Annotated in this window: 22 protein-coding genes; all 22 read left to right on the plus strand. The window is 48.5% G+C overall.

What is annotated here, in order from left to right; genetic code table 11:
- The first annotated feature begins 47 nt into the window (after window positions 1–47).
- The 22 genes from atpF (at window position 48) to ACFVU8_RS18980 (ending at window position 25592) form a co-directional block, all read left to right on the plus strand.
- On the plus strand, window positions 48–536 hold the full coding sequence (gene atpF / locus ACFVU8_RS18875; protein WP_066379081.1) for a F0F1 ATP synthase subunit B: 489 nt from the start codon (window positions 48–50) through the stop codon (window positions 534–536).
- Window positions 533–1084 carry a F0F1 ATP synthase subunit delta gene (locus tag ACFVU8_RS18880; protein ID WP_175370373.1) on the plus strand — a complete coding sequence of 184 codons (552 nt, stop codon included), beginning with the start codon at window positions 533–535 and terminating at the stop codon, window positions 1082–1084. The genes atpF and ACFVU8_RS18880 overlap by 4 nt, the downstream gene beginning before the upstream one ends.
- Before the next feature lie 11 nt (window positions 1085–1095).
- Window positions 1096–2607, plus strand: a complete 1512-nt coding sequence (gene atpA, locus ACFVU8_RS18885; protein WP_175370372.1) for a F0F1 ATP synthase subunit alpha — start codon at window positions 1096–1098, stop codon at window positions 2605–2607.
- A gap of 159 nt (window positions 2608–2766) precedes the next feature.
- Window positions 2767–3636, plus strand: a complete 870-nt coding sequence (gene atpG / locus ACFVU8_RS18890) for an ATP synthase F1 subunit gamma (protein WP_175371450.1) — start codon at window positions 2767–2769, stop codon at window positions 3634–3636.
- Between the two features lie 163 nt (window positions 3637–3799).
- Complete coding sequence (gene atpD / locus ACFVU8_RS18895; RefSeq protein WP_175371451.1) at window positions 3800–5200, plus strand: F0F1 ATP synthase subunit beta; 1401 nt, start codon at window positions 3800–3802, stop codon at window positions 5198–5200.
- A gap of 65 nt (window positions 5201–5265) precedes the next feature.
- A complete protein-coding gene (locus ACFVU8_RS18900) occupies window positions 5266–5682 on the plus strand; it encodes a F0F1 ATP synthase subunit epsilon (protein WP_175371452.1) in 417 nt (138 codons plus the stop codon).
- A gap of 251 nt (window positions 5683–5933) precedes the next feature.
- The gene (locus ACFVU8_RS18905; protein WP_066379048.1) at window positions 5934–6191 is read left to right on the plus strand and encodes a DUF1146 family protein; all 258 of its coding nucleotides are present in this window, start codon (window positions 5934–5936) and stop codon (window positions 6189–6191) included.
- A 207-nt stretch (window positions 6192–6398) separates the two neighbouring features.
- Window positions 6399–7769: a UDP-N-acetylglucosamine 1-carboxyvinyltransferase gene (gene murA, locus ACFVU8_RS18910; protein ID WP_379466468.1), complete on the plus strand. Its 1371-nt coding sequence runs from the start codon at window positions 6399–6401 to the stop codon at window positions 7767–7769.
- A gap of 150 nt (window positions 7770–7919) precedes the next feature.
- Window positions 7920–9047 carry a stage II sporulation protein D gene (spoIID, locus tag ACFVU8_RS18915; protein WP_387429264.1) on the plus strand — a complete coding sequence of 376 codons (1128 nt, stop codon included), beginning with the start codon at window positions 7920–7922 and terminating at the stop codon, window positions 9045–9047.
- A 60-nt stretch (window positions 9048–9107) separates the two neighbouring features.
- Complete coding sequence (locus ACFVU8_RS18920; RefSeq protein ID WP_175371455.1) at window positions 9108–9848, plus strand: M23 family metallopeptidase; 741 nt, start codon at window positions 9108–9110, stop codon at window positions 9846–9848.
- Between the two features lie 246 nt (window positions 9849–10094).
- Window positions 10095–10382: a sporulation transcriptional regulator SpoIIID gene (gene spoIIID / locus ACFVU8_RS18925; protein WP_019915029.1), complete on the plus strand. Its 288-nt coding sequence runs from the start codon at window positions 10095–10097 to the stop codon at window positions 10380–10382.
- Between the two features lie 216 nt (window positions 10383–10598).
- Complete coding sequence (gene mreB, locus ACFVU8_RS18930; RefSeq protein ID WP_379466466.1) at window positions 10599–11597, plus strand: rod shape-determining protein; 999 nt, start codon at window positions 10599–10601, stop codon at window positions 11595–11597.
- A 50-nt stretch (window positions 11598–11647) separates the two neighbouring features.
- Window positions 11648–12523 (plus strand): flagellar hook-basal body protein, encoded by an 876-nt coding sequence (locus ACFVU8_RS18935; protein WP_379466465.1) that lies wholly within the window; start codon window positions 11648–11650, stop codon window positions 12521–12523.
- A gap of 12 nt (window positions 12524–12535) precedes the next feature.
- Window positions 12536–13357 (plus strand): flagellar hook-basal body protein, encoded by an 822-nt coding sequence (locus ACFVU8_RS18940; RefSeq protein ID WP_175371458.1) that lies wholly within the window; start codon window positions 12536–12538, stop codon window positions 13355–13357.
- Window positions 13358–13365: 8 nt separating this feature from the next.
- Window positions 13366–13593 carry a DNA-directed RNA polymerase subunit beta gene (locus ACFVU8_RS18945; protein ID WP_066379025.1) on the plus strand — a complete coding sequence of 76 codons (228 nt, stop codon included), beginning with the start codon at window positions 13366–13368 and terminating at the stop codon, window positions 13591–13593.
- A 295-nt stretch (window positions 13594–13888) separates the two neighbouring features.
- Entirely contained in the window at window positions 13889–14311 is a 423-nt protein-coding gene (gene fabZ, locus ACFVU8_RS18950) for a 3-hydroxyacyl-ACP dehydratase FabZ (protein WP_379466464.1), read from the plus strand.
- 37 nt (window positions 14312–14348) lie between these two features.
- Window positions 14349–16067, plus strand: coding sequence for a phospho-sugar mutase (locus tag ACFVU8_RS18955; protein WP_387429267.1), 1719 nt, complete (start codon window positions 14349–14351; stop codon window positions 16065–16067).
- A gap of 180 nt (window positions 16068–16247) precedes the next feature.
- On the plus strand, window positions 16248–18311 hold the full coding sequence (locus ACFVU8_RS18960; protein WP_175371461.1) for a DUF5693 family protein: 2064 nt from the start codon (window positions 16248–16250) through the stop codon (window positions 18309–18311).
- Window positions 18287–19486 carry a polysaccharide pyruvyl transferase CsaB gene (gene csaB, locus ACFVU8_RS18965; RefSeq protein WP_387429489.1) on the plus strand — a complete coding sequence of 400 codons (1200 nt, stop codon included), beginning with the start codon at window positions 18287–18289 and terminating at the stop codon, window positions 19484–19486. The genes ACFVU8_RS18960 and csaB overlap by 25 nt, the downstream gene beginning before the upstream one ends.
- A 6-nt stretch (window positions 19487–19492) precedes the next feature.
- Window positions 19493–20251, plus strand: a complete 759-nt coding sequence (locus tag ACFVU8_RS18970; protein ID WP_379466462.1) for a WecB/TagA/CpsF family glycosyltransferase — start codon at window positions 19493–19495, stop codon at window positions 20249–20251.
- Window positions 20252–20364: 113 nt separating this feature from the next.
- Window positions 20365–21492: a glycosyltransferase family 4 protein gene (locus ACFVU8_RS18975; protein ID WP_387429269.1), complete on the plus strand. Its 1128-nt coding sequence runs from the start codon at window positions 20365–20367 to the stop codon at window positions 21490–21492.
- 182 nt (window positions 21493–21674) lie between these two features.
- The gene (locus ACFVU8_RS18980) at window positions 21675–25592 is read left to right on the plus strand and encodes an S-layer homology domain-containing protein (protein ID WP_387429272.1); all 3918 of its coding nucleotides are present in this window, start codon (window positions 21675–21677) and stop codon (window positions 25590–25592) included.
- Window positions 25593–25837: the final 245 nt, after the last annotated feature.

Genomic DNA, 25837 nt, shown 5'->3' on the forward strand with positions numbered 1-25837 from the left:
CTTTTGTATACGTCCGCAAGACGCGGTAATGGAAGGGAGTGACCTCAGTGGATATCGTTTGGACAAATATCGTTTTTTCAATTGTCGCATTTGCGCTTCTGTATTTCCTACTCAGCAAGTTTGCATTCAGTAAATTGTTTGGGATCATGGAGAAACGCCGTGAGCTGGTAATGCAGCAAATGGACGAGGCGGCGAAGACCAGAGAGCAGGCGGTCGCGTATGTAGAGGAGCAAAAGCAGGCTTTGAACAATGCACGCCAGGAAGCTCAGAACATCATCCAGCAATCTCAGATCACCAGCAATCAACAAATGGACAAGATTCTGGAGCAAGCCAAATCCGAAGCTTCTCGCATCAAGGACGAGGCTGTCCGGGATATCGAGAACGAGAAGAACAAAGCTGTCGAAGAACTTCGCAGCGAGATTGGTACAGCATCCGTTCGGATTGCTTCCAAGCTGATCAAGAAAGAAGTAAGCGCGAGCGGCGAACAGGAGCAGCTTGTTGATCAATACCTCAAAGAGGTAGGAGGCAGATCATGAGCCGCGATACGGTAGTTGCGGGACGCTATGCCAAAGCGCTGTATAGCGCTGCGGTAGAGAAAGGAATTACGCTTCAGGTTGAAGAGGAGCTCAAGACGGTAGTCGAAGTTCTTCATAACGATCATGAAGTGAAACGCTTCATCCTGGCTCCGCGCATCTCGCAATCCGACAAACTGAAAGTGCTGCGTTCTGTGCTTGAAGACAAGCTTTCCCCGACTGTGTTGAACACGGTAGAACTGCTTGTATCCCGGGGCAGAACCGACATTTTTGCCGATCTGCTGGAAACATATATCAAAATCGAAGGAGACGCTCTCGGAATCGGAGATGCCACTGTATACTCGGCTTATTCGCTTAGCGAAGATGAGAAGACAGCGGTAGCAGCCGAATTCGGTCAACTGGTGAACCGCACGATCCGTGTGAAGAACGTGGTTGATGAGAGTGTGCTCGGCGGACTGAAGGTTGTTATCGGCGACACGCTGTATGATGGCAGCTTGTCCGGCAAGCTGGAACGTCTCGAGAAATCTTTTAACGATAAGCATAGAAGATAGGGGTGAGGATATTGGGCATCAGACCTGAAGAGATCAGCACTTTGATCAAAAGTCAAATTGAGCAATATAAAACCGATATCGAAGTTGCCGAAATTGGCACCGTCATTCAAGTCGGCGACGGTATCGCCCGTGTCTACGGTCTGGAAAACGCGATGGCAGGCGAATTGCTGGAGTTCTCCAACGGTGTAGTAGGCATGGCACTCAACCTGGAAGAAAGCAACGTCGGTGTTGTTATCCTGGGTGAGTATACGGAAATTCGTGAAGGCGATCAAGTGAAGCGTACGGGCCGCATTATGCAGGTTCCTGTTGGCGAAGCCCTGCTGGGCCGTGTCGTGAACGCGCTTGGACAGCCGCTGGATGGCAAAGGACCAATTGCAACCACTGAATTCCGTCCTGTAGAAAACAATGCACCAGGCGTTATCGACCGTAAATCGGTTCATGAGCCGATGCAAACAGGTCTGAAGGCGATTGATGCGATGGTGCCGATCGGCCGCGGACAACGTGAGCTCATCATCGGTGACCGTCAAACCGGTAAAACCGCAATCGCAATCGATGCTATCATCAACCAAAAAGGCAATGGTATGAAATGTATCTATGTTGCCATTGGACAAAAGCAATCCACAGTAGCACAGGTAGTGGAAACTCTCCGCCGCCATGGTGCGCTCGAATATACCATCGTTGTAACTGCATCGGCATCTGAGCCGTCTCCATTGCTCTTTATCGCTCCGTACGCAGGCTGCGCAATGGGTGAGTACTTCATGTACAAAGGCGAGCACGTACTGGTTATCTACGATGACCTTTCCAAGCAAGCTTCCGCATACCGCGAGTTGTCCTTGCTGCTCCGTCGTCCACCGGGCCGTGAAGCTTTCCCTGGTGACGTATTCTACTTGCACTCCCGTCTTCTGGAACGTGCAGCGAAGCTTAGCGATGAGCTTGGTGGTGGTTCATTAACCGCTTTGCCGTTTATCGAAACACAGGCTTCTGACGTATCGGCTTACATTCCTACGAACGTAATCTCGATCACTGACGGCCAAATCTTCCTGGAATCCGACCTGTTCAACGCCGGCCAACGTCCTGCGATCAACGTCGGTATCTCCGTATCCCGTGTAGGGGGATCCGCACAGATTAAGGCTATGAAGAAGGTTGCGGGCTCGCTCCGTCTGGACTTGGCTCAATACCGTGAGCTTCAAGCATTCTCCCAGTTCGGCTCCGACCTCGATAAATCTACACAAGCCCGTCTGAACCGCGGTGCCCGTATGATGGAAATTCTGAAACAGGGTGTTAACCAACCGCTGTCCGTTGAGTATCAAGTAGTTAGCTTGTACACGGCTGTTAAAGGTCATTTGGATGATATTCCTGTCAAAGACGTTAGACGTTTCGAGAAAGAATTCTTGGCATTCGTAGATAGCAGCGCTCCTGAGATCTTCAAGTCTATCACCGATACGAAGGATCTGACTGCGGATAACGAGACTGCATTGAAAGAAGCCATTGAGAAATTCAAGAAAGGTTTCGCGACCAGCTAAACCTTGATTATAAGGCTCTTCCGCTTGCTTGGGCAACGCTGGCAGAGCTCTTGTTAATAGAATGATTTCAGTGATATTGAGCTTTGACGACGTCAAAGCTCAAAGTTGATGCATACGAAGATAGCTTTGACTTCGTCAAAGCTTTAAGGTGGTGAAATCATGGCAAGAAGCATGCTTGATATTAAACGTCAAATCAAAAGCGTTAAGAACACCAGACAGATTACCAAAGCGATGGAGATGGTAGCTGCCTCCAAGCTCAGAAAAGCGCAGGAGAAAGCCGAGGCTGCTCGTCCTTATTCAGAGAAGCTGAAAGAGGTCGTTACGAGTATCGCTTCCGGTTCGGATGGTATTCAGCATCCCATGCTGATCTCCCGTCCTGTTAAGAAGACAGGATACCTAATCGTTACTTCGGACAGAGGTCTGGCTGGTGGATACAACGCCAATATTTTGCGTAAGGTGACTATGCTCATCGCAGAACGCCACAAGTCGAAAGACGAGTATGTGTTGTTTGTTATTGGCCGCAAAGGCCGTGACTTCCTGCGCCGCCGTGAGTACCCGATTATCGAGACGGTGACCGAGCTTTCTGATACACCGAAGTTTGCGGACATCAAGTCCATTGCCAACTCGTCTGTTCAGAAGTTCGTAGATGGTGACTTTGACGAGCTGTATGTATGCTACAACCGTTTCGTTAATGCCATCACTCAGGTTCCGACCGTTGATCGGTTGCTGCCGATGGAAACAGTGAGCGAGAAAAAGAGTCATGAAGCCAGTGCGAACTATGAATACGAGCCTTCTCCTATGGGCGTTTTGGAAGTGCTGCTTCCGAAGTATGCCGAGACTCTGATTTATAGCGCAATACTGGATGGCAAAGCCAGTGAGCTGGGTGCGAAGATGACAGCGATGGGCAATGCAACGAAGAATGCGTCGAAGATGATCGGGGATCTTACCCTTACGTACAACCGTGCTCGTCAAGCGGCAATTACACAGGAAATTACCGAGATCGTAGCCGGGGCAAACGCGCAGTCTTAAAATATATAGAGTGTTAAGTAGTACTTAACATTAGCTTATATTTTACGAGAATCGGGTGCCGTATAAGCGATACGCGGTATCGCTGCCTTTTAGAGCGTAAGTTCTGTAAGGACGGCACTGTCGTTTCTCCTTAATGTAATAGCTTTCGAGGAGGGAAACTAAGATGAACAAAGGACGCGTTGTAAGCATTATGGGTCCGGTTGTGGATATTGAATTTGAACGCGGCCAATTGCCCGAGATATTCAACGCCATTAAAATTGTGACCAGCTTGGAGAATGACCGCAAGATCGATTTGACGCTTGAGGTTTCCAACCATCTGGGTGACAATCTGGTGCGTTGTATCGCCATGTCTACTACAGACGGGTTGGTACGCGGGCTGGAAGCTATCGACCAAGGAGGACCAATCTCGGTTCCTGTTGGCGAAGTGACACTGGGCCGTGTATTTAACGTACTCGGAAATCCGATTGATAACGGCGCAGAGATCGTAGCTGAGCAAAAGAACCCGATTCACCGTTTGGCTCCGACATTCGATGAATTGTCCACGCAAGCGGAAATTCTGGAAACTGGAATCAAGGTTATCGACTTGCTTGCTCCTTATGCTAAGGGCGGTAAGATCGGTCTGTTCGGTGGTGCCGGTGTAGGTAAGACCGTAACAATCCAGGAATTGATCAATAACATTGCTCAAGAACACGGTGGTATCTCCGTATTTGCGGGCGTGGGCGAGCGTACTCGTGAAGGGAACGACTTGTACCATGAAATGACGGACTCCGGCGTTATCAAGAAAACAGCGATGGTGTTCGGACAGATGAACGAGCCTCCGGGTGCGCGTCTGCGCGTAGCACTGACTGGTCTGACCATGGCGGAATACTTCCGTGATGTGGAAGGCCGCGACACGCTGCTCTTTATCGACAACATCTTCCGCTTTACTCAAGCGGGTTCCGAAGTATCCGCCTTGCTCGGACGCATGCCGTCTGCCGTTGGTTACCAGCCTACGCTGGCAACCGAAATGGGTCAATTGCAAGAGCGTATTACCTCGACGAAAAAAGGTTCCGTTACTTCCATTCAGGCTATCTACGTGCCTGCGGATGACTATACTGACCCGGCTCCAGCTACGGCGTTTGCCCACTTGGATGCTACAACCAACTTGGAGCGTAAAATCTCCGAGAAAGGGATTTTCCCAGCGGTTGATCCTTTGGCTTCCAGCTCCCGGATTCTTGCACCTGAAGTTGTTGGCGATGAGCACTACAACGTGGCTCAAGGCGTGAAGCAGTTGCTTCAACGTTACAACGAGCTTCAAGACATCATTGCGATCCTCGGTATGGATGAGCTTAGCGAGGAAGACAAGGTGATTGTAGGCCGTGCTCGTAGAGTGGAACGCTTCTTGTCTCAGCCTTTCCACGTGGCCGAGCAGTTCACCGGCTTCAAAGGCAAATACGTGCCGATTAAAGAAACGGTTCGCAGCTTCAAAGAGATTCTGGACGGCAAGCATGACGATCTTCCGGAAGCCGCTTTCCTCTTTGTAGGTACGATTGAAGAAGCAGTCGAAAAAGCGAAATCATTGTAACCCTGAGCTGAGTTAAGGCTCTCGATGCAAGCTTTACTATGGTAAAGCTTTTAGGAGGAATGGAAGTGAACACTTTTCTATTGGAAATTGTCACGCCGGATCGTCTAGTCTACTCAAAACAGGTAAACAGCCTGACAGTACGTGGGGTAGAAGGCGAATTGGGTATTTTGCCCGGACACATTCCGCTTGTAACTCCACTCCAGGTTGCTCCGCTGTCTATTAAAGCGGACGGTGTGACGATCTCAATCGCCGTACACGGCGGTTTCGTTGAGGTGCACAAAGACAAGGTAACCGTGCTGGCTGAAAGTGCCGAGCTGCCTAAGGATATCGATGTTGAGCGCGCCGAGGCGGCTAGAGAACGGGCTCAGCGCCGTTTGCAGTCGCTTAGCAAGCAGGACGATATTGATCATCGCCGTGCGGAGTTGGCGCTGCAACGCGCCGTTACACGGATCAAAGTGTCCACTGGAAAAGGACAACAGTAGCAGTATGGCGGTCAAGCTTATGGGCTTGGCCGCCTTTTTGTATCTATCAGCTGGACAGCGAGTAAATTACTGGATTCTACTTAAAAAGTATGATTTAAGGTCTTATGGAGGTTGTTAAAGTGAACATCTGGTGATATTCTAGGATATTGGAGCTATATTGTTTAAAAATTTGTAAAAGTACTGGATTCTTTTCACCTACGCAAGTATGATATAAGAGTCGATTTCCGAGTAAGGTTACACGGGGGGTAAACATGAACGAAATGTTGACCGCGGAGTTGTCTAGCGCAATCGGCCGCAGCGGTTTGGTTTCAATGGTTGTATCTTTGCTCTGCGTTGTATTATCTTGGTGGGCTTTGCAGAACCTTAAGCTCGATCTCATCATAAGATATCCCAAGAGCCCGCAAAGCAGGCTGCTGCATTTGTTACTGGCGATTGTTCTGGGTCACTTCGTGGCTGGGTTCCTGCTGGATTATCTGGGCTGGAGCTCGCAGATCCGCCACATGTTTTAAGATGTAAGGGTTTGGTTATAAGTTCGTAGGCCATAAGTTGCAGTAAGATATCGAATAATAACTTTTTATTATGTCAACACTGAATTTTAAGGGATGTACTCGAAAAACAGGATGAAATGACGGAATATGCGATAATATGACAGTGGCACTTAAATTTAAGATGAAAACATTTATTTCGAGAAATAATGGACGCGGAGGGAAACCGAAATGAGCAAATTTATCGTCCGCGGTGGCAACAGATTGACCGGGAGCGTGAAAGTTAGCGGCGCAAAAAATTCCGTACTACCGATCATAGCCGCCTCTTTATTGGCAGAAGAAGGAGTTAGCGTCATTGTGGACGCACCTCCGCTTGACGATGTAATGACGATTAGCAAAGTGCTGGAATCTCTGGGTGCAGGGGTTACATACCAGAACGATATTATTGAGGTCGATGCCAGAAGTATCTCCTCATGTGAAGCACCTTATGAATGGGTGCGCAAAATGCGTGCTTCTTTCCTAGTAATGGGGCCACTGTTGTCCCGATTGGGACGTACAAGGATCTCTTTGCCAGGCGGGTGCGCAATCGGTACTCGTCCCATTGATCAGCATTTAAAAGGATTTGAGGCGCTTGGTGCAGAGATCAGTCTCGGCCAAGGCTACATTGAAGCGAAAAGTAACGGAAGGCTGCGCGGAGCCAAGATTTATTTGGATGTAGCCAGCGTAGGCGCGACCGAAAACATAATGATGGCGGCAGCTCTTGCCGAAGGCGTGACCGTAATTGAGAATGCGGCCAAGGAACCTGAGATTGTTGACCTGGCCAACTATTTGAACGGAATGGGCGCTATCGTTCGCGGCGCGGGCACAGGCGTGATTCGCATTGAAGGTGTTGAGTCTCTGCATGGCGTGAAGCATCATGTTATTCCTGACCGTATCGAGGCAGGTACCTACATGGCTGCTGCAGCGATCACAGGCGGCGATGTTTATGTAGAAGGTGCCATTGCCGATCACCTGGGACCCGTGATTGCTAAGATGGAAGAAATGGGTGTAACCATTATTCCGGATGAGAACGGTGTGCGTGTCATCAGCGACAAGCCGCTGAAGGCTGTTGATCTGAAGACTCTGCCGTATCCTGGTTTCCCAACAGATATGCAGTCACAAATGATGGCGTTGCTGCTTCGCTCTGAGGGCACTAGCGTGGTTACCGAAACTGTATTTGAGAACCGCTTCATGCACGTGGATGAATTCCACAACATGAATGCAGAGATCAAGATTGAAGGCCGCTCCGCAATCGTTACGGGCAATGCTCGCCTCGTAGGCGCCAAAGTCTGCGCTACCGATTTGCGTGCAGGAGCCGCGTTGATTCTGGCAGGTCTTGTGGCTGAAGGAACTACAGAGGTATCCGGAACGCATCATATCGACCGTGGGTATGTTCATTTAGCGGAGAAGCTGTCGGGACTTGGTGCGGATATCTGGCGTATTTCCATGGAAGACGCTGCTGCTGAGAAAGAAGAAGTCGCTAAGACGGAGGCTTCCAAAAGCGAGACTTTCAAGAACGAAGAAGTGAAACCCCGTTTTCAAGTTCAACCGACCTGGGTATAATTCGAACTAATTTGCAAAGATAAGCCAAGTGGCGTTCCTGCCGCTTGGCTTTTTTGTCCGACTCTCTTTCTCTCATTTCCTGTTCTAGCAGTTGGCCGAAACTCATATCTATAAGAATCAGCCAGTGAAGCACAGGAAGGAGCCATAGAGATGAAAGATTCCCGTTACACCCGGCGCTGGAAGAATCCGCGCCTCATTTTGCGGCGCGCGGCGCCGTATGCGAAGCGCCTAGCGCCAGTCGCTTGGCTGGCAGCGCCTCTCCTGGCGGCGCTGCTGCTGCCTCTGGCCGTGGTTACACCGCGGCACGGCCAAACCCCGCCGCCTGCACCGCCGCAGCACACAGCGGCTCCGGCGGCGCAGGCCCCGGCTGCGGAGAACGTCCCGCAGCCGCAAGTCTCTGTCTATTTGTCGCGCAGCGGACAAATAGAGACACTGCCGCTGGAAGACTACGTCAGCGGCGTGGTAGCCGCCGAGATGCCGGCGGACTTTGAGCTGGAGGCGCTCAAAGCGCAGGCCGTGGCGGCCCGCACCTTCATTGCCCGTCGCCTCGTAGCCGGCGACGTCAGCGGCGTGCCCGTGCCGGGCGCGAATGTTACCGACACAGTGAGCCATCAGGCTTACGTGTCGTCCAAGAAGCTGAAGCAGGACTTTACGCCAGTTCAGCAGGAGAAAATCCACCGCGCGGTTCTGGAGACCCGTGGCGTGATTATGACGTATAACGGACAGCCGATCACAGCCTCTTTTTTTGCTTCCAGTGGAGGATATACCGAGAATTCAGAAGAGTATTGGAAGGGAACGGTGCCCTATTTGCGCAGCGTAGCCAGTCCATGGGATAAAGAGATTACCCCCAATTATGCAGTAACATCAACGTTCACGGTTCAGGAGCTGATATCCAAGCTGGGAGCGGGTAAGGGAGCTGTCCCGGCAATCAAAGATCTATCGGCGTCTGTCAAGGATGGAACCACTTCCCCGTCATCGTTGCCAATGGAAGTGTTGTCTCTTACAACAGGGCACCGGATCAAGGAGATTTCGATCGGCGGGCAGGTGTTCACTGGCCGGGAAGTACGAGAAAAGCTGGGACTAAGGTCCAGCCAGTTCACTTGGAAGCGCAAGGGAGACCAGATTCTGATCACAACCTATGGCAATGGACATGGCGTGGGTATGAGTCAGTGGGGGGCGAACGGGATGGCTAAAGAGGGTGGAACGGCGACCCGAATTCTCAAACACTACTATACGGGGATCAACTTTGCACAAGTCTCAACTCTTTTGAAAAAATAACTTGAAAGATACGTATAAAAGCAGATTGCCCGGTAACACTGGTTACTGAGGTGATAAACTATGAATGAACAAGACAAAAACAAAACAAACCATGATGAATCTCTCAAAAATAAGCAGGGAGATTCAGGTGCGAAACCTTCTTCATGGAACAGACTGTTATCCAAGCGGTGGGTATTCCCGGCAGTCTACACGGCGGCAGCGGCAATCATACTAACCTTGGTGTGGGTCTATCAGGACGCGGGTACTAAACCGCTGACTCAGGACACCGCCGCGGTTGTCAACAAGGAAGCCGGAGCGGACGAAGCGATTGCAGCAAACGGAAATCCCGATGCCATGGAAGTTGTGGCTTCAGCTGAAGACATTGCCTGGCCGGTGAGCAATCCCGGCGAGATCGAAGTGGTCAAGCCGTATTATGACGAGAACGGGACTGAAGAGAATCACGTAGAGGCAATGGTGCAATATAACGACACCTTTACGCCTAATACGGGAATTGATATTGCCCGTGAAGACAACAAGCCGTTTGATGTCAAGGCTGCACTGAGCGGTAAAGTCACTCGGGTAGAGAATCATCCGGTGAACGGTACAGTAGTGGAAATTACTTCTGCTGGCAACTTGAAGACAGTATATCAAAGCCTGGGCGAAGCCAAGGTGAAGCAAGGCGATGAGGTCAAGCAAGGAGATACTCTTGCACCTGCCGGACGCAATGAAGTCGAGAAAACGCTCGGCAATCATGTTCACTTTGAAGTGTACGAAGACGGCAAGCTTGTGAATCCTTCCGATTTGCTGCCAGAGCGCAAATAATTATTTTTTCGAAAGGCAGGGGGCCAGGTGCCCTCTGCTTTTTTGCGTACAGGACTTTACAAGTCCTACAGTGGCCCGGTAATCATTGCCCGCTGACACGGACAATCAGGAGCGATTGTGCACTGTTTTACGGTTGTCCACCAAATAAAATGAGCCTCTCAAGGCTTGTCATGTCCTGAAAGCGCGAATATATAGGCCCGCCACTCATATAATGTACCAAACTATCCACAGTTGGGAGGCGGGAGCGTGCACGACTACATCAAGGAACGTACGATCAAAATTGGACGCTGCATCGTGGAAACTAGGCACACGGTCCGAACCATAGCCAAAGAATTTGGCGTTTCCAAAAGCACGGTGCATAAAGACTTAACGGAGCGTCTGCCAGAGATCAACCCTGATCTGGCCGATCAGGTGAAGCACATTCTCGAATATCACAAATCCATCCGACATCTTCGGGGAGGAGAAGCCACAAAGATTAAATATAAAAAGACCACTGGAAAAAAGCGTGAGGTTGCTGTAGCGTCAAAGCCATAACATTTTCGGAATTTTAAGGAATATTTAAGTTTTAACGCATTGTATACATCCCCTAAAGTATGGTATTTTTAAATTTGGTACTATATATGTTGAACTAAGGAAATAAGTCCAATTGCCTACTTTTTTCGTAGGACCGAAAATGGACGTATCATTCTTTGGTTTGGTCTATATAATTTCTAATTTATTCTAAAATAACACTTTGGGGGCTCTTTCATTATGCTTAGCAAGGATATCGGAATCGATCTCGGCACGGCCAATGTGCTCATTCATGTTAAAGGAAGGGGAGTCGTTCTGGATGAACCTTCTGTGGTCACGCTTGAAAGTGATACGAAGAAAGTCCTTGCGGTGGGAGAGCAAGCCCGGCGGATGGTTGGCCGCACTCCCGGGAATATCATGACGATCCGTCCACTTAGGGACGGGGTTATCGCCGATTTTGAAATTACGGAAATGATGCTCAAGTATTTCATCGACCGTGTGGGCGGTCGCAGTTGGTACGCACGGCCCCGCATTCTGATTTGCGCGCCTACGAACATTACCTCTGTTGAGCAGAAGTCTATTCGGGAAGCGGCAGAACGCAGTGGGGCCAAGGAAGTATTCATGGAAGAAGAGCCAAAGGCCGCAGCGATCGGTGCGGGAATGGATATTTATCAACCAAGTGGAAACATGGTCGTCGATATTGGCGGCGGAACGACGGATGTAGCCGTATTGTCCATGGGCGACGTCGTTACCGCCTCTTCGATTAAAGTTGCAGGGGACAAGTTCGACGATGCCATTTTAAAATATATTAAGCAAAAGTATAAACTGTTGATCGGGGAGCGCACCGCGGAGGACATCAAGGTCTCCATTGGTACAGTACGACCAAGCGGCATGCAGGCGGAACTTGATATCCGCGGACGTGACATGGTTAGTGGACTGCCCCAAACCTTAACCATATCCTCCAGCGAGGTGCAGGAAGCCCTGTGGGACCCGGTTTCTTCTATAGTTGCTGCTGCCAAATCGGTGCTTGAACGTACACCTCCTGAGCTGTCAGCAGATATTATCGATCGTGGCGTTGTTCTGACCGGAGGCGGTGCGATGCTGAATGGATTGGACGAGCTGCTGTCAGAGCAATTGCACGTACCTGTCTGGATTGCCGAAGATCCTATGCATTGTGTTGTTAAAGGGACGGGAATCATGCTGGATCATTTGGACAAGGTCGTTAAGAAAAAGTTCTAGGCAGCCGATAATAAAGGATAGAAGAAGACCTAGGAAGGGGACATCCTTTAATGCTAAGAGGACTGTACACGGCTGCTGCCGGCATGGTTACACAACAACGTCGGCATGATACGGCAACGCAGAATATCGCAAACTTGAATACAACGGGGTACAAGCAGGTTGACAGTGTCAGCCATGCGTTTCCTGATGTGCTGATTTCCGCCATGAGTAATGGCGTGACAAAGCCGATCGGACGGGTCAACACAGGTGTATTTGCAGAACAATCGATTTCCCAATATTTGCAGGGTGATTTGATTGAAAGCGGCAAACCGGTTGATTTTGCACTGGACACGAATTTACAAGTTGCGGACCCCGTTACAGGCGAGAACATTACGTTTGACGGATCAGGCAAGTATACCAGTCCCCAAGGAGAGGTAATCTACCGTCCCCAAGCCTTTTTTACTGTACAGGATAATGACGGCAACAATCTCTATACACGCAACGGCAGCTTCACGGTTACTCCGACGGGCAATGTGCTTAGTGCAGGCGGGTTCAAGGTGCTGGACGATCAAGGCAACCCGCTGGTCTTGACAGAACCGCAGGACAACCTTAAAGTGGACGGGCAGGGCAATTTGCTGGACCCTAGAACAGGACAGCCTTCGGGGACGAAGATTGGCGTCAGTGTCATCACCAGACCCCAGGAGCTGGTGCGTGATGGTAATGGTGTATTTCATGCGGAGGATGTCAACACTGCCGGTATCCGGTTTGCGAACAATGGAGATAACCTGAAGGTTCGTCAGGGCTTTTTGGAGAACTCCAATGTGGATGCAACTCAGGTGACTGTAGATCTGAACGCTGCTTACCGGGCATATGAAGCGAATCAGAAGGTTATCCAGTTCTACGACAGCAGCCTGCAGAAGGCCGTTAATGAAGTTGGCAGGGTATAGGAGGATTGATTCATGAATAACTCAACAATCAGTGCAGCGGTCTCCATGTCCAGTCTTCAGAAACGTCTGGATGTTATTGCCGATAACGTCGCGAATGTAGATACAGTTGGTTACAAGGGCAGACAGGGCTCCTTTGAGGATGTATTGACCCGTGTACAACAGCAATCGCCCGATTATAACCAGCCGGGACGAAATACACCGCTTGGCTTCAATATTGGGTTTGGGGTGCGTATGTCTCAGGTTGCAAACAATTGGGAAGAAGGCCCCTTGAAAGAGACGGGGAATCCGACAGATTTGGCTCTTCAAGGGAACGGAGTATTCGGTATTCAGGTGAACGGAGATACTGTATATACACGCCAGGGTGATTTTCACTTTACCCCGGATATCAATAATGCGGCGAATATGCTGCTAGTGGACAATCAGGGTCATTCTGTATTAGACACACAGGGGAACCCGCTTACGGTGCCCGCTGGCGTTATTGCAGCGATTGACGAGACCGGACAGGTGCTTACTAAGCAGCGGGAAGATGGTCCTGTGACGGAGGGTCCGCGAATCATGATTGCAGAGCCATTCAGCAAGGATGCACTGCAAGCCATCGACGGCAGCTATTATAAATTAGCGGATGGCATCACAGCACAGCAGGCTTTTGTGCAGAGGGCTGCGAATGAGGCAGCGACAGTTGGGGTGCGCTCTGGCTGGCTGGAGCAATCCAACGTGGATCTCAGCAAGGAAATGACTGAGCTGATGAAGATTCAGCGCACGTACCAGCTGGCCGCCCGGGCCTTGTCCTCCAGTGACCAGATGCTTGGCCTGGCCAATAACATGCGTGGGTAGGTGAAGTAATGAGTCGTCAGAATCACGATAAGCAGGAAGAAGAACGTACACCGGTGAAGAAGCGGGGCGTGCGGAAGTGGACCATTATCCAGTGGTTTCTGATTCCATTGCTGCTGGTGGCTGCCCTTGCAGGAGGGCTGGTAGCCGGGTATGTTGTATTAGGCAAAAAAGAATTCAGTGATGTGCTGCAGTGGAGCACATGGAAGCATGTCTATGATCTGGTTTTTGCTCCGTGACCGGAGTAATGTGGGAACTCCCTTGTTGACAAGGGAGTTTTCTTTTTTATACTGGAAAATGTATAATGATGGGGGACTAAGTGAACAAAAAGGACCCTCTCCACCAGGCTGCCGCGTACGGTGGAGAAAGCCCCTTATCTGAACCTCCACTTCTGCAGGTGGTGAAGGATAATATAGTTTTTGCCGAAGCAGACTGAGTTTATGCAGTCCGGCCTAAGAAAGTATGATTTATGTACGAGGCTGCAGCTGCAAGCTAGTGTAAACACGCGGTACATCCGAAAGGAGTTTTGTCATAATGTTGAATGTTAATGAAATTCAGGAAATTATCCCCCACCGGCCTCCATTTCTGCTGGTGGACAGAATTACTGAGATAGAAATGGGCAAACGTGCAGTAGGCATCAAAAATGTAACGGTGAATGAACCTTTCTTTGCAGGGCATTTTCCCGGATATCCTGTTATGCCAGGTGTGCTGATCACCGAGGCGCTGGCTCAAGTGGGCGCAGTGGCAATTTTGGGTGTTGAAGCTAACCGTGGCAAAATCGGCTTCTTGGCCGGGCTCGACGGCTTCCGCTTCCGCGGTCAGGTAGTTCCAGGTGATACCCTGGTGCTTGAAGTGGAGATTACCCGCCTGAAGGGAAGCATCGGAAAGGGACAGGCCACGGCAAAAGTGGATGGCAAGGTTGTTGCATCCGGAGAAATTATGTTTGCATTGAATTGATACCCTATAAATGATATATGGAGAAGGAGAGATTCATATGACCCAATTAAGCCCGAAAGCTGCAGAAACGCTAGAAAACTGGTTGCAAGATCCATCTGTGGATGAATCTACAAAGGCGGAGCTGCGTGCGCTGGAGAACGACCCACAGGAGCTTGAGGAACGTTTTTACAGAGATCTGGAATTTGGTACTGGCGGTCTGCGCGGCGTTATTGGTGCGGGTAGCAACCGGATTAACCGTTACACGGTAGGCAGAGCAACTCAAGGCTTCGCTCAGTATATCCTGGAGCAGCACACTGGAGAAGGCCGTCCTTCTGTCGTCATCGCCCATGATTCCCGTCGTTTCTCTCCGGAGTTTTCTTTAGAGACAGCACTGGTGCTGGCAGGCAACGGGATTGAAGCTTACTTGTACCCTTCCCTGCGTTCTACTCCGCAGCTGTCTTTCAGTGTTCGCCACTTACAGGCAACCGGCGGTGTAGTAATTACGGCTAGTCATAACCCTCCCGAATACAATGGTTATAAGGTATATAATTCTGAAGGCGGACAGCTTGTCCCGCATGAAGCGGAGAAGGTCATTTCCTACATAATGGAGGTAGACTCCTTCGATACTGTGAAACGTATTTCTCAAGAAGAGGCTGAGAGCCAAGGATTACTGCATTGGCTGGGTGAGAAGGAGGATGAAGCCTTCACCGATACCGTTGCTGCGGTCAGTGTAGCGCGTGAGGAGATTGCAGCCAAGCTTGGCCGTGATTTCAAAATCGTATACACACCTCTACATGGTACAGGCAATCATCCTGTTCGCCGTGTACTGGAGAAAATCGGATTTACCCAAGTGCATGTAGTGCCGGAGCAAGAGCAGCCGGACTCCGAGTTCACCACGGTGAAATCACCGAATCCGGAGGAGCGTGAAGCCTTTACACTGGCGATCAAGCTGGGTGAAGAACTGAACGCTGATCTGCTGATCGGAACAGACCCTGATGCGGACCGTATGGGTGCTGTAGTGCGTGACAACGAAGGCAAGTTCGTCGTGTTGTCCGGTAACCAATCCGGCGCGCTCATGATTCATTATTATCTGAGCCGTCTGCAGGAGCAAGGCAAGCTTCCGAAGAACGGTGCAGTGGTCAAAACCGTTGTAACAAGTGAAATGGGTGCTGCTGTCGCTGAGCACTATGGTGCAACCATTTTCAATACATTAACAGGCTTCAAATATATTGGGGAAAAAATGACCCAGTTCGAAGCATCCGGCGAGTACACGTATCTGTTCGGCTATGAAGAAAGCTATGGATACTTGGCCGGCAACTATGCGCGCGACAAAGATGCGGTTCTGGCGGCTATGCTAATCGCTGAAGCTGGAGCTTACTATAAAGCACAAGGCAAAACATTGTACGATGTTCTTCAAGAGCTGTACGAGCAGTTTGGTTACTTCCTGGAAAGCCTGGAATCACGCACTTTGAAAGGGAAAGATGGTGTAGCACAAATCCAGGGCATTATGAGTGACTGGCGCAGCAATCCGCCACAAGAAATTGCTGGCTCAGCTGTCAGTGAAATTCTCGATTTCTCTCTCGGTCTGAACGGACTGCCGAAGGAAAACGTTCTTAAATATATGCTGGCTGATGGTTCCTGGTTCTGTCTGCGTCCTTCCGGCACAGAACCGAAAATCAAGGTTTATTTTGCAGTGCGGGGCGAATCGCTACAGAATGCTAAGGATAAGATAGCAGCTCTGTCCGAACAGGTTATGGCTCGTGTCGATGGGAAATAGGAAATAAAACAAGAAATTGGATTTCTCCTGGTGATCAAAGCCCGGGTATAATGTGGTAAAGCGGGGACTTGGGCCGGATAACAGGTACTGTTATGCTTAAGCCTCCATGAGCTTTGCCCGGTACGCCGGGCTTTTGATTTGTGAAGAGAGGTCTTTCAAGTGAAAGAGGAGGTACTTTTGGTGCAGCAAAAATGGCAGCGATGGAACATTTCTTCGAGAAAGTGGCTGTGGATAATAGTTGTGGTCGGCCTTATAGCTGCCCTGCCTGTCGTCTACGACCGCCTGGTGACGGAGAGATCATCGAAGACGGTGGAATTGGTATTTGATTATCGGGATCTGGTGGCAGTCTCCAGCTACCGGTCAAATCCGCAGGATTATATTTCGGAACAGCTGGATCGCCTGAAGGAAGCTGGCGTGCAAAGCATGGCTATCTATGAAAGCACGCTGGATGATTTTCGCCGGGCCCGCCGTTTGATGATGTGGGGAGCGGCGGATATCGCCAACCTGACGGATACGATTATCCCGGAAAATCAAAACTACACGTATATTCTTTTTACAAGCGCAAAGAATCATGATGCTCTGGCACCTCTGCTGCGTGATAAGTTCACGGAATTGGGCATTGCTACGAGAGACTGGAGCTTCCGTGGTCAGGAAGGACTTATTGTCGAGACGCCAATTGAAAATGCCTCGATGAAGCCTATTCAGCCAGACCCGATTACGCTTGAAATGCTGCATGCCAAGGGATTCAACATCGTACCCCGGCTTGTAGATTCCTTACCATACAATGAAGCTTCCGTGAAAAAGCTGGTGGATCAATATGCACAGCTTGGCGTGAAACGGATTCTTTTCGAAGGGGAGTCTGTAAAAGGCTTTAAAGATGATGCAGAATTGCATAGCCTCACAGCCTTCGCGGACCTCCTTAAGCAACATGGAATCGGAATTGCAGCCATTGAGAATATAAAGAAACAGCAAAAGGGCTTCAATAAGCTTGCTTATATGCTCGATTATAATGTGACACGTCTGTATTCCCTGAGTGAGGCAGACTCATCCCTGAAGCCCGATGTTATAGCTGACCGGTTCGCTCTGGCCACCAAGGACCGCAACATCCGCATGCTGTACTTGAACACGATCTCGACAAGAGATACGTCTAAGGCGCAGATCTCGGATACGTTGGATAATCTGATTACGAGCCTCAGCGAGCCTGGAGGCGCAGTCGATAAAATCAAGGATAACGGTTTTACGTTGGGACAGGCGACAGCGTTTGATGTTCAGCACTCGTCTTATCAGCGTTACCTCAAGCTGGTGGCTGTGGTTGGTGCCCTGGCGTTGGTAGCGTTGATGGTTTCGTACTTTATACCATGGCTTACGCTCCCTGTCTGGGTACTGGGGCTGGTTGCAGGTGCGGGATTGAGACTCTTACGCCCTGAGCTGTTTGAGCAGGCCTTGGCACTTGCTGCGGCCATTAGTGCGCCAACTGTGGCGACTGTGCTCGCCATTCGTAAAATCAATCAAATGGGCCCTCCAGTCCGCAGCAGCGAAGCTGGAAGCAAATTAAGCAAGAATAGCAGCACCTATGCTGTAATGAGTCCTCAGCGGCGCCTGACACACAGCCTGGTCTTGTATGTGAAGACGGCATTGATTTCCCTGAGTGCGGTGCCTTTCGTGATTGCTCTGCTTAACAACATCACCTATAGCCTGGTCTTGAATCAGTTCCGCGGGGTAAGCTTGCTGCATACTGCACCAATCGGACTGGTGGCGTTGTACGTGCTCCTATATCGTGGAGAGTTTACCTTTAACAAAACAGGTAAGCTGCTGCGTACACCGATTACACTACTTTGGGTAATTGCAGCCGGGGTTATCGGAATTGTCGGCATGTACTACTTGAGCCGTACGGGTAACAGCGGCAGTGTAACGCCAATTGAGAAGGTCTTCCGTACGTTCCTGGAGAACACTGTCGGTGTCCGTCCTCGGAATAAGGAGTTCCTGCTTGGGCACCCGTTGTTTATTCTTGGGGCATTCCTGGCCTTTAAATACCGGAATGCAGCCTTCATTATGATCGTGGCTGTTATTGCACAGCTCTCGATGGTCGATACCTTTGCACATATCCATTCACCGGCCCTGATCTCACTGGTGCGCGGTCTGCTCGGTCTTGGACTGGGATTGATCATTGGGATTATCGCTGTTATTGTTTGGCAAATTGGGGAAGGGTGTTGGAAAAGATGGTCGCCACTCCTCAAACGATAGTTATTTCAGGTTATTACGGTTTTCAAAATAGTGGGGATGAAGCTGTTCTGCAATCCATCCTGAATGCATTGCAGAAACAGTCGGCAGCTACTGGCGTATCTATTGAACCTGTGGTTTTGTCCATTGATCCTGAATGGACGACAGCCAATTATGGAGTAAAGTCCGTACACCGGATGAAGCTGAAAGAGGTACGGAAGGCGATCTCGGAAAGCTCCGGTCTCATTAGTGGAGGAGGAAGCTTGCTCCAGGATGTGACCGGCAGTAAGACGATTCCTTATTATCTGGGTATTATCAAGCTGGCCCAGTGGATGGGGAAGCCGACCTTCATTTATGCCCAGGGCATTGGCCCAGTTAACCGCAAGCTGTTCCATCCTTTGATCAAATCAGTTTTTCGCAAATGTGCCTATATTTCTGTGCGGGACGAGCAGTCCCGCCAGCTTTTGCACACGATGGGGCTTGGAGGCAAGACTGTTGAGGTTGTGCCAGATCCGGTTATGGGATTATCATTGCCTGAGGAACAAGGCGGACAGGCTACTGACGTAGCGGCAAGAAAGTTTGCCGATGCTGCTGCTAAGAGTAGTTCTGCCTACGCTGAAGATTCCGAAGCAGGAAACGAAGTTTCTTTACCGGTAGTCGGAATATCGGTGCGTTATTGGGAAGGGGACCGTGCGGAACTGAAGGCGATTGCGGGTGGCTTGCTGAAAGCTGCTGAAAAAACACCGCTGCATTTCAAATTCCTGCCCTTCCACCATCCATCTGACAATGAGGCCTCCCGTTATGTCATGGATCAGCTTAAAGATGTGGCATCAAAGGGGAGTAAAATCAGTATTTGTGAGGATACGCTCCATCCGCTGCAAATGCTGCGTGAGGTTGAAGGGTGTGATGTGCTGATCGGTATGCGGCTGCACAGCCTAATCTACGCTGCAGGCAGACGTGTGCCACTGATTGGCATCTCTTATGATCCGAAGATCGATCATTTTCTGGACAGAATCAATTGCCAGCCAGTGGGAGCAACGACCACGCTGGATAGCGAAAAGGTGGCTGCCCAGGTTCTTGAGCTTCTGGAAAGCGGAAGTGACTGGAGACTGGAACGGGAGGCACTTATTGCTTCTCTGGTCAGTGACGCCGAGTCACCGGCCCGGCACATTGCACAATATTTACACCGCAAAGGGTGATATAGAGTGAAAGCAGACAGTGTGATACCTACAGTACCCATTTTCGGTATTCGGGTATCCAAAGTAGATATGGCCGCAACGGTCTCCTATTTGACTGAGGCTGTGCAATCCCGCACGCCGCATCAGGTCATTACCGCCAATCCAATTATGGTTATGGCAGCGTTGGATGATCCGGCCTATATGAAAATCATGCAATCCGCAGAATTGGTTGTACCTGATGGTACAGGCGTTGTATGGGCAGCCAATTACTGCCATCAGCCTGTAGCTGAGCGTGTCGCGGGTTTTGACCTGTTACATGAATTGCTGCATGCTGGGGAAAAATATAACTGGAAAGTATATCTCCTGGGATCTACTCCCGAAGTGATTCAGGAGACAGCAAGCCGGTTGAAGTCCAGGTTTCCTGGAATTGTCATCGTAGGTTACCGAGATGGATTCTTTGGTCTCGCCGAAGACGATGGTGTTATTGCCGACATCCTTGAAGCGGCTCCGGACATGCTGTTTGTTGCCCGTGGTGCAGACAGTCAGGAACCTTGGATTGCCAAGTACAAATCAAGGCTGGCGGTACCGATCATGATGGGAGTCGGAGGAAGCTTCGACGTCATTTCTGGCAAAAGCCGCCGGGCGCCTGTAGCTTTTCAAAAAATGCGTATCGAGTGGTTATACCGTCTTCTCAAGGAGCCCACTCGGTACAAGAGAATGCTTGCCCTGCCGAAATTCGCAATAAAAGTGATGCGCGAGAAAGATAAAGTAACAAAAGTGGAGTAAAATGATGATTTTCGCCGATAAAGTAGGATAATTAGCCTAGAAACGGAATTGGAATTCTCTTTTGGAACAGCGTATAATTCAATGCGGTAGAGAAATGGGGGTTGACTGATCAAATGTTAATCATATACATCGCCGGATTTATCGTCTGCATGGGCCTAGCGTTGTGTCTGACACCGTTGGTGAAGAAGTTCGCCATCAAAATCGGTGCAACGGATGTGCCGAATGCCCGCAAAGTGCATACGAAGATTATGCCTCGCCTTGGCGGATTAGGTATTTTTCTGGCGTTTGTGTTAGGCTTGCTTGCCGTATTACCGTTCATACCGTATGAATTTACTACGCGGGAGGCCAACTTCATCAAAGCGTTGCTGAGTGGCGGCGGACTGATCGTTCTTCTTGGAGGACTGGATGACCGTTTCGAATTATCGGCAAAGGTGAAGCTACTGGGCCAAATTGCCGCAGCCTGTATCGTTGTATTCGGCTTCGGAATTACTGTTGACTTTGTAAACATTCCTTTTAATAATACGTATTCCTCACTGGAAAGCTGGATTGCTATTCCACTGACAATCTTCTGGATTGTAGGGGTAACCAACGCCGTGAATCTGATTGACGGATTGGACGGGCTCGCTGCGGGTGTGTCCGGAATTGCGATAGCTACCATTGCTGCAATGGCATTTATCATGGGTAATATCATGGTTGCGCTGCTGTGCTTACTGCTTCTCGGCAGTATTGTGGGCTTCCTGTTCTTTAATTTCCATCCGGCCAAGATTTTCATGGGAGATGCGGGTTCCCTGTTCCTGGGCTTCAGCCTGGCGCTTCTGGCCCTGCTTGGGTTTAAGCAGATTGCTGTCGTCTCGTTCATTACCCCGCTGTTGATCATCGGAGTCCCACTGTCGGATACCTTCTTCGCCATCGTACGGCGGAAGCTGCAGAAGAAGCCGATCTTTGCACCAGATAAAGGCCATTTGCATCACTGCCTGCGTGAACTTGGATTCAGCCATCGTCAGACGGTGCTGATTATCTACGGCATTGCCACCTTCTTCGGAATTCTGGCAGTCATCCAATCCTCCGCAGCTCTTTATGAGGCAAACTGGGTTACCTTCGTCGTTATCTGTGTAATGTTGTTCTTCCTGCAGATCGGCGCCGAGATTACCGGTTTGGTGGGTAAGACCAAACGTCCGCTGCTTAATATGCTAGCCCGTTTACGGTTAAAGGTAACGCAAGAACGAGGATCGAAAATGTAAAAAATACAGTAATAGATTGTTTGGAAAATATAGCACCATCAAAGCCCGTCCATTTTGGATGGGCTTTTTACATAAATGCAATAGATAATCATTTTATCTACTAATTGAGCCATTTTCCTTCAATTTAACCTCAATAGGACCGATAAAATAAGTAATATCATCAAAAGGGAGAGATTAATGACATGCAGCGCATGAGAAAGACATTGGTATGGATGCTTCTGTCAGTTTTGCTAGTATCCTTGTTCCCAGTTGGACTTGCGAATACTGCTTTTGCGGCAGATCCTGACCTTAAGCCTACGAGCTACTTTACGCCAGATGATAAGGTGTTACGAAATACAGTTGATTTGACGATGTTACCTGGTGCAAAGCAAATTTCCAGAACGAATGTATTACAGGTAACTGATTCCAACCTGTTAGTTACAGGTACTTTTACTAAGGTTACCGGCTCGACGCTGGGAGCTAACGTTCAACTCCTAAATTGGGATCAGCAAAATAATAAATGGGTTGACGATGCTACCCATGTGATGCCAGGTGTCGTTCAGATTGATAACGAAAGTCCTGACAATCGCTTTAAGGCTAATGTAACACTGTATCCGGGGATCAACCGGATTACATTTACCGGCTCACAAGGAAGCAATGACCGTTCGGAATCTTTTTATGTTTTGTTTGACAAGGTTCCTTATGTAGAGAAGCTTCAGGTTCTCGGAGGGGCGGACAAGCTCGACTTGAATGAGGGCGCTCAGTTGGTAGTGGCCACCAAGGAGATCACTCTGGAAGGAAAAGCACAGAACGCTTCAAAGGTAACCGTGTCTATCAATGGTGGAAGTCCACTGGCTACCTCACTGCTTCAGGACGGGACTTTTTTCTCCCAACGCATGGAGCTAAATCCTGGAGTGAACAATTTAAAATTAGTCGTACAAAATGGCTCGGATACTCTAACATTTCAGTACAGTATTTTTTATTTTGATGATAAGAGTCCGATAGTTGCCTTGTACCTGGGTGATTCAAACGATCATGTTCAGGATTTGCTGGGTAATGATCAACCTGTCTTCGTTGAAGATAAAGACACAGCCAAATTGTTTGTTCAGATGATGGTGCAGGATTCAGGCACTGCTTTTCAAACTAATGGGGTAGTTAAACTTAATGACGCTACACTTGCGCCAACTTTTGGTAGCGGAATAGAGGTTGACAGCAGTGGGAAGCTGACTTTGAAAACAGGCTCAGAGGTTTTGGTTCCTGCTCCGAAGAAGGATTCGCCCTCTTACCGCCTTGTTACTTTCAGCGTTCCGATAACCCTGAAGAAGGATGCAGCAACACCGCCAAATCGTTTGCAGGATCAAGTCCATAGCCTTTCAATTGCTTACGGAACCAAAACTGTTAACCGCTCTGTTGATTTTCAATATATGCAGGGTAAAACTGTTATTACAGATTTGAAACTCTTGGCCGGTTATGATGGAACTGGGGTAGTTCCTCCAGGTGTACCGTTAAATGGTTCAAAGGTTAGCTCTGGTGAGTTTTACATCTTGGTAAAAACGAATGGCAAACCTAACGACACATCATTGAATGCAAGCTATTTGCCTCTGTCCACCAAAGCATTGACACCAGTACTACATCAAGAGAAGTCTGACACAGAATATATATATAAAATAAGCGATTTCCAAAATGGTAATCAGACGGTTCGTTTTAATTTAAAAGGTTCAAGTGCCTATAAGGATGTCACGATTTCCTTTGCATCCAAGAACTACATCTATGTAGCCAATCTTGCGGATGGTCAGACCTATAACATTAACTCAGAAGAGAGTAAAACCTTTAAAGTTGATGGACAGTATATTGATTTTGATAATCTGAATAGTGAATACTTTGTTGCTGAAGCATTCGTTAACGGAATAAAAGTCGGGTCTACTAAAGACGCCGCTACTAAAAATTGGATCAATAAAGAAACTGGTAAATTCAGTGTTACACTGGCGGTTGATGCTGCGAAAGGCCCATTGGTATATGGAGAAAATAAAATTACCTTTACCGGAACGGGTGTTGACACTCAAGGGCAAACCCGGGAGGTTCGCAAAGAACTACGCATTTACATCGTAGACGAGAATGTTTCTACTATTAGTAAATTTCAACCTGCAGTAGGTTTGGGGAGACCTGATTTCCCGGTCAGAGATTTCTTATCAACAGACCAAGCGATTTCTAAGCTGTTCAATTTGACTCCTGACTTTATTTTCAAAGACAATAAATATGATACTAGCCTGAAAACTTATGATCTGGTGTTAAGAGGAAGCGGCGCAGTGAAGATGAATCTAAATATGGGTACTAAAAACATCCTTTCTGTAGACCTCCCTGCAACCCGAAGCGATTCGGATAAAGAAACCGTTCAGTTTGCTGACAAGACATATACCTATAACTTTGCTGGTAGCCAGAGAGACTTTATTATGCGTATTCAGGATCTCACCAATGATGCGCCAGGAACCTACGTGTATACGTTGGAACTCATTAATAGTACAGGCGCTAAAACAAGTCAACGTCTGGAGATCGTTAGGGGAGTGAGTGCTTATCGCATTCTTTCGCCACAACCTTCTGTTGGCAGTCAATATATCGTGAACAAGAACTTCGTTCATTTTGATATCGAGGCTGAAGGTGCAACAGATATCATTATTGATAAGGAATCTGCTGTGAAGCGTCCTGATCTCGGGACTAACAGATTTGTACTGGATTATGTAGGCCTCAAGCAAGACAAATCGAACAAGATCAAAATTCAGATCGTCCGTGGTAGTGCAACGAGCACAGATACCATTGACATCTACTACACAGGCACAGTAGGTGTAGATGCGCAGTATATGGCTCCTAAAGTAGCAGATAAATATAGTGTGTTTAACAAAGGACTGGAACTATCTTTCCCTAAAGGAACAGTCATGCAGAGCACAGATACGCGAAACTTAACTAAATTCTATCCTGATACCAAGCTTCGGTTTGGGATTGCTGAGCCGAATACAGGCATCGTAGAACGGAGAAATGATTACGGCAACGTAATCGGGTTCCCGCAAAACTTTGAGGACAGTGGAATTCCATCATGGAAAATACCGGATGAGTTCACCCTTCGTTTCAGTTCCACCTTCAAAACCAATAACTTTGGACGTATTTCCGATGTTTACTGGATCAGTGGAGGATTAGGTGAACTGGGGACTACTTCGACTGCAGGACATATCCCTGCAACAAACGGTTTAGCCCCTTATTCTGTGGATGGATTGTTCGGTGATCCGCAGATCCCGGCTGAGCGCCGGATTACCCCTTCTAAACGGGGAACATTGACTTTGGCTTATGACCCTAATGTGGTAGAAGAAGCAGGGAATATTGTTACGGTATTTAAATATAACGACAAGCGGGAATGGGAGAACATTGGCGGAACAGTAGACGCCAAGAAGCATACCATTAGCGTTCCGTTTGATGAGTTTGGCTATTACATGGTAATGAAGATGAATCGTGGCTATAATGATGTAACTAATCACCAATGGGCGCGTAATATTCTTAATGCTTTGTACGCCAAAGGTTTTATGAATAACCTTCGTTTCGAACAATTTGGTACGGATGATCAGACAACAAGAGGAGAGTTCGCTACCCTTCTGGTTAAAGGCATGAATCTTCCACTCAACTATGATGATAAGAAGACCTATGCTGACCTTGTGCCTGGCGCCAGCTCTATTACCTGGGACTATGCTCACATTGAGACTGCTGCAAGAGCAGGAATTGTTACTGGTCTTACAGACGGAGTATTCGGACCAGACCAGCCGATTACAAGAGAACAGGCAGCAGTTATGATTGCCAGAGCGCTGAAATTGAAGTTGCCTGCTAATGATCAAAAGCTAAAAGATGCTGTAGCTAAATCATTCATTGATTCCGGGAAGATTGATTCATATGCCTTACCAGCCATTCAGGCGGTATCAGCGGCTAAAATTATGAACGGAGCGGCAGTGAATGTACCTGGACAGAAGAAGGCTACGTTCAACTTCAATCCTAAGGCCAACATGACAAGGGCAGAAGCCGGTAAAATCCTTGTTGAATTATTGAAGAAGAGCAGCAATATCTTCCCTAAAAATTTAAGCTAGGTAAAATAGGCTCTGAATATTTAGGTGCTTTTAGCAAGAATCAACAATGTATAATTTCAAAGCGGAGGGTTGAGTACTCACCCTCCGTTTTTATTGTTTACTCATACCATTATGGGCTAACTTTATATTTAAATTGAAATTAGGTATAATGATCATGGATTTTCAATTGATCAAATCTGAATTTAGTCAGAGATAGCTATAAATTTCATTCGATAATTGTTCACTTCATTTTTATTACCAATTAC

It is taken from the genome of Paenibacillus sp. NPDC058177, from assembly GCF_042883835.1.
GTDB classification, from domain to species: domain Bacteria; phylum Bacillota; class Bacilli; order Paenibacillales; family Paenibacillaceae; genus Paenibacillus_AQ; species Paenibacillus_AQ agri.

Excerpts from the sequence above, each read along its gene's own strand:
- ACFVU8_RS18880 (WP_175370373.1), top strand. The coding sequence starts at position 533 with ATGAGCCGCGATACGGTAGTTGCGGGACGCTATGCCAAAGCGCTGTAT.
- mreB (WP_379466466.1), top strand. The coding sequence starts at position 10,599 with ATGCTTAGCAAGGATATCGGAATCGATCTCGGCACGGCCAATGTGCTC.
- ACFVU8_RS18975 (WP_387429269.1), top strand. The coding sequence starts at position 20,365 with ATGTTAATCATATACATCGCCGGATTTATCGTCTGCATGGGCCTAGCG.
- csaB (WP_387429489.1), top strand. The coding sequence starts at position 18,287 with ATGGTCGCCACTCCTCAAACGATAGTTATTTCAGGTTATTACGGTTTT.
- atpG (WP_175371450.1), top strand. The coding sequence starts at position 2,767 with ATGGCAAGAAGCATGCTTGATATTAAACGTCAAATCAAAAGCGTTAAG.
- ACFVU8_RS18940 (WP_175371458.1), top strand. The coding sequence starts at position 12,536 with ATGAATAACTCAACAATCAGTGCAGCGGTCTCCATGTCCAGTCTTCAG.
- ACFVU8_RS18905 (WP_066379048.1), top strand. The coding sequence starts at position 5,934 with ATGAACGAAATGTTGACCGCGGAGTTGTCTAGCGCAATCGGCCGCAGC.
- murA (WP_379466468.1), top strand. The coding sequence starts at position 6,399 with ATGAGCAAATTTATCGTCCGCGGTGGCAACAGATTGACCGGGAGCGTG.
- ACFVU8_RS18920 (WP_175371455.1), top strand. The coding sequence starts at position 9,108 with ATGAATGAACAAGACAAAAACAAAACAAACCATGATGAATCTCTCAAA.
- ACFVU8_RS18945 (WP_066379025.1), top strand. The coding sequence starts at position 13,366 with ATGAGTCGTCAGAATCACGATAAGCAGGAAGAAGAACGTACACCGGTG.
- fabZ (WP_379466464.1), top strand. The coding sequence starts at position 13,889 with ATGTTGAATGTTAATGAAATTCAGGAAATTATCCCCCACCGGCCTCCA.
- spoIID (WP_387429264.1), top strand. The coding sequence starts at position 7,920 with ATGAAAGATTCCCGTTACACCCGGCGCTGGAAGAATCCGCGCCTCATT.
- atpD (WP_175371451.1), top strand. The coding sequence starts at position 3,800 with ATGAACAAAGGACGCGTTGTAAGCATTATGGGTCCGGTTGTGGATATT.
- ACFVU8_RS18955 (WP_387429267.1), top strand. The coding sequence starts at position 14,349 with ATGACCCAATTAAGCCCGAAAGCTGCAGAAACGCTAGAAAACTGGTTG.
- ACFVU8_RS18935 (WP_379466465.1), top strand. The coding sequence starts at position 11,648 with ATGCTAAGAGGACTGTACACGGCTGCTGCCGGCATGGTTACACAACAA.
- ACFVU8_RS18980 (WP_387429272.1), top strand. The coding sequence starts at position 21,675 with ATGCAGCGCATGAGAAAGACATTGGTATGGATGCTTCTGTCAGTTTTG.